General features: G+C 48.6%; 4 protein-coding genes. 2 read left to right on the top strand and 2 right to left on the bottom strand.

Translation table 11 applies throughout. The features are described from left to right. Together VK541_RS17265 and VK541_RS17260 are read left to right on the top strand one after the other, a co-directional pair. A partial coding sequence (locus VK541_RS17265; RefSeq protein ID WP_324371589.1) for a hypothetical protein occupies positions 1 to 688 on the top strand: 688 nt, incomplete at its 5' end. Positions 689 to 701: 13 nt separating this feature from the next. Beyond that, positions 702 to 1,277: a D-lyxose/D-mannose family sugar isomerase gene (locus VK541_RS17260; protein ID WP_324371588.1), complete on the top strand. Its 576-nt coding sequence runs from the start codon at positions 702 to 704 to the stop codon at positions 1,275 to 1,277. A gap of 11 nt (positions 1,278 to 1,288) precedes the next feature. Here the strand turns inward: VK541_RS17260 and VK541_RS17255 are convergent, their stop codons facing one another. After that, positions 1,289 to 2,014, bottom strand: coding sequence for a head GIN domain-containing protein (locus tag VK541_RS17255; protein WP_324371587.1), 726 nt, complete (start codon positions 2,012 to 2,014; stop codon positions 1,289 to 1,291). Positions 2,015 to 2,283: 269 nt separating this feature from the next. Beyond that, positions 2,284 to 4,070, bottom strand: a 1,787-nt coding sequence (locus VK541_RS17250) for an AAA domain-containing protein (RefSeq protein WP_324371586.1), incomplete at its 5' end; no start/stop codon positions are given.

Raw genomic sequence — 4,070 nt, 5'->3', positions numbered from 1 at the left:
AGGGCAGATCATAGAAATTAAGGCTGGCTTTCTTCATTCCAGTGATATGGATCCTTCAAAGCCGATCAACTGGAAAAGACAAACGAAGTTTTGCGGGGAAATAGGGGTGATGGGCGACCTTGGGATGCATGTGCTGCACGTACCGCTGCGCTTAGGCTGGAGGCCGGAAACCGTTTATGCCCAGTTGCAAGGGATCTTCACCGAAAGACCTGATGGCAGGGGAGGACTGGCTGCCTGTGATACCTGGAACAACGCCACATTAAGCACAAAGGTGGACATAGATGGCCATAAAGTGCCGATGACCCTGGAAACCAAACGCATTGCGCCGGGCGAAACCAATACCTGGTACATTGAGGTGCTGGGCACTAAAGGCGGTGTAAAATACAGTACAAAAGATACCAAAACTTTGTGGACCTTTAGGATAGACGGCGATGAACAGCTGTGGCAAAGGACCGATCTTGGCTTTAAGGGTGTGCCTTTTCCAACCATTACCGGGGGGATATTTGAGCCTGGGTTTTCTGACTGCTTCATGCAGATGCTGGCCGCTTATGTGGCTGAAAGGGCAGCTGAGCTGAAGGGCAGGTTTGGCTGTGTCACTCCAGAAGAAGCTATAGCAAGCCATTGTGTATTTGCCGCCGCATTGAAATCACAGGCAAACCAAACAGTAGAAAAAGTGATCTATCCATAAAAACGAATGTGAAATGAAAAGATCTGAGATCAACGAAGTGGTAAAAGAAGCCACTAAATTCTTCAATTCCAACGGATGGACATTGCCGCCTCAGCCCAAATGGGATGTGACAGATTTTGGTCTGGGAGATTTTAAAGGCTGCGGGCTGGTACTGGTCAACCTGGCCGAAGAACCTGAATATTGTGAAAAGCTGATGTATGCCCAAAAAGGTATGGTGACACCGAGCCACACGCACCAGAAGAAAAAGGAAGACATCATCTGCCGCACCGGTGTGCTCATGGTGCAGCTCTGGAAGGCAGATCCATTTAAAGACAACACTGCAGGTGTTTTAAAACTAAAAATAAACGGGCTCTACACTGAAATTCCCTCAGGTGATCAGGTCACTTTAAAAGCAGGCGAAAGGGTAACGATCGAACCTGGTATCTGGCATGAGTTCTGGCCTGAATCGGAAGCATGCATTATCGGAGAAGTTTCCACTGCAAATGACGACCTCAACGACAATTTCTTTTCCAATGACCAGATCGGCCGCTATTCAGAAATTGAAGAGGACGAGCCTGCATCTGTAAAGTTGCTTAGCGATAAATCATAGAGGAGGCTGAGTTAAAATTTACTCACTCCGCCAGATCCTATTGATTTCTGCTCGATCGAAGGATTTCCGGCATAGTAAACATGGCCTGATCCGCTGATCATCGCATTGATGGTGCCATCGACTTTGGCATATACAGAACCGGAACCGCTGATCCTTGCGTTCAAGTTATTGATGGCCAGTGTCTTGCCGTTGAGTCTGCCCGAGCCACTGATGTTGACCGAACCACTGGTGGCTTTGCCGGTCAGTTCCAGGCTTCCCGAGCCGCTCAGCGTACTGGTCAGCTCGTCTGCGCTGATACTCGCTTTGATGCTTCCTGAGCCGCTTAATGTCGTCGCCAGTTCAGCCGCCGTCACCGTTCCTTTTACAAGGATACTGCCGTCACCGCTCATGGTCAGGCTGCTGATATTTTTCGCATTTACATAAGCCGTGATTTTTTTGCCTTCATATTTCTTAGCCCAGCTCTTCCAGCTTACAGAAGGACGGATAATTAAAACATTGCTCTTTACTTCAGTTACCAGCGTGGCTATCGCTGCTGCATCACCTTCAAATTTTATACTTTCCGTATTGCCGAGCGTTATGATCACCTCAATTGGTCCGCCTGCGGCGACACCGCTGAAGTTTTTTACGTTTCTATCGTCCTGGATCACTGTTGCGGGATTTAAGACCGGATTGCCGATAACTGATAAACTTGCTGCTGATAGTGCAGCTGTAAATAACAGGGGGAATAATCGTTTCATATTTAAGTTCTTTTGTTGATAAGTGAATGGCCAGAACAGTATGGCAATTCTGCCTGCTGTTAAGGTCGTTTTCAAATATAGAGACGCTGCTTTTGTCAAAAAGTTGCATCAGGCAGAAAAAATAGTTGATTCAGTTTTATTGGAACCGCTTGGAGCTGGAAAAAATAACCGTTCTCTTCGAAGTCGCCTGCCCTGAAGCTGCGCAACAGGGCAGCATGTCTTCTCAGAGAAGGTAATTTTTTCTGCTCCGCGCTATCTTATATCCCTGATTAGTTCACAAACTCCCAGGCGCTTTGATAGGCTTGCCTCTGATCGGCATAAGTCATGAAGTCATCATAAAAAGACAATCTTGACAGGGTAGCGCTGTCGCCGATAACGACCAGCTTCTGCTTTGCCCGGGTCATGGCTACGTTCATGCGCCGGATGTCTGAAAGGAAACCAATATTGCGTTCTGCATTGCTTCTGGTCAGACCCAGATAAATGACATCTCTTTCCTGGCCCTGAAAGCTGTCCACGGTATTGACGGTGATACTTTTGATATAAGGCATCAGTTCATCTGCGCCGGTCAGCAATTCCCTGATGAGCAGGATCTGCTGCTGATAGGGTGCGATAACTCCGATAGTAGGGAAATTCTCAACGGTATAGTGGTTGGCGAGTTCTGCGACATATTGGGAAAGGTGCTTCAGCAGAAAGACCGCTTCTTCGGGGTTTGTGGTGCTTGTGCCTTCCAGCTTCTCATCAAATGCGCAGCCGGCCGTGTCTATAAATGATAAAGCGGCATCGCCAGGAAACAGCTGCCTGCCAGCTACTGCAGGGTGCGCTTTCAATAGCCCGCCATAAAAGACTGAAGAGGGGTAACCCATGATGTCATTGTGCATGCGGTATTGTTCCTCCAGGAGGACAACAGATTCAGGCCATAATTCCACACATTTTTCCATCAGTGTAATGCTCAGGCCCGCCCTTGCTGCTTCTGCGGATTTAATTGTGGGCGGCAGCTGACAATGATCGCCAGCCAGCACCACTTTTTTTGCTTTCAGGATTGGGATCCAGCAGGCCGGCTCCAGCGCCTGTCCGGCTTCGTCGATCACTACCGTATCAAAGGTCAGGTCATTTATCGTGTAATGACTCGCCCCGACCAATGTTGCGGTGATCACCTGGGCTTTAGCGATCACCTGGTCTGTAATATATTTTTCAGTATTGCCCACTTCTTTCATGATCTTGTGCGCTTCGTTAAACAACGCTTTGCGCTGTTCCTGCTCGGCCCTGCCAAAATTCCGCTTATACTTGTGCGCCATATTCTTGTAGTCGGCCGCCTGTTTTTTGAGCGTTTTGACCTGCTTCATGCTTTCATGTTCTGCCATTTTGCTGTCCAGCGTCAGCGAAAGCATTTTTACTGATACCCTTGCCGGATTGCCAATCCGCAATACATTCAAACCTTCTTCGGCCAGTTTTTCGCTGAGCAGGTCTACTGCCGTATTGCTTGGGGCAACGACAAGGATCTGCTGATGGTCCCGTTTGATCATAGCCTTTATGGCCTGCACAAGCGTAGTTGTTTTTCCTGTTCCCGGAGGACCATGGACTATGGCCAGCTCATTGGCATTCATTATTTTTTCAACGGCCTGCTGCTGTACGGTATTTAGTTTTGGAATGGCATAATGGAGCGGTTCCCGGTTAAAGCCAGGTTTGTTTAAACCTGTCAGTACCCTGATTAGTCCGGAAGGTCCGGTATTTTTATCGTCAATTGCACTGGAGGCCTGTTTCAACGCCCCCTGCATCTCATCGTAACTGTTGTTGTCAAACAGAAGGTCAACGCCCAGTTTGCCGTCGCCGGCCCAATCCGGGAGTTCATCTGTTTTGATCGTGATCTTCATCCTGCTGCCGCCAACATAAGTTATCGTTCCCTCAATCCGGTCTTCAGCCGCATCGTGATTGGAAAAAAATGTAACAGAGGAACCAAAGCGGAACTGGTGGCTAAGGTCCTGGTGGGTGGTGCGTTCCAGTTCGACAGTCAGATAATCGCCACGGCTCATTTCCGTGCCCCTTATGGCTATCGGGT

The sequence above is a fragment of the Pedobacter sp. genome (assembly GCF_035317785.1).
Classification (GTDB): domain Bacteria; phylum Bacteroidota; class Bacteroidia; order Sphingobacteriales; family Sphingobacteriaceae; genus Pedobacter.
Note: the sequence above shows the minus strand (reverse complement) of the source record. Positions and strands in the feature narration are given on the sequence as shown.